We start from the raw sequence: 308 nt of genomic DNA on the forward strand, positions 1-308 counted from the left end.
GCCCGAGGTCAGGATGATCGGGAAGCTCTTGGCGATCTCGCGGTCGACCGCCGCCTTCTGCACCGTGAATCCGATATTGGGCATCCGGAACTGGCGGTCGTCGGGCCGGGTCGGGTACTTGGCCACGAGGTCGGGCCGCGGCGTGTAGATCGGCTCGCGGTGGACCGGCACGGGATCGGGCAGGTTCCAGGCAGTCGCCCGTGCCTTGCCGTTGCCGTAGGGGGTCACGCCGTGGTCGAGGCAGACGCGCTGGATGCCGCCCGACAGGTCGGTCGCCCAGCTCACCGCGGCGACGTTGCTGCCGCCGA

Annotated in this window: 1 pseudogene; it reads right to left on the minus strand. The window is 70.5% G+C overall.

The window, feature by feature from the left end:
• Positions 1 to 308, minus strand: a pseudogene (locus WDW90_RS38720) (formate dehydrogenase); the annotation flags it as partial.

Source organism: Methylobacterium nigriterrae (assembly GCF_037106235.1).
In the GTDB taxonomy this organism is placed as follows: domain Bacteria; phylum Pseudomonadota; class Alphaproteobacteria; order Rhizobiales; family Beijerinckiaceae; genus Methylobacterium; species Methylobacterium nigriterrae.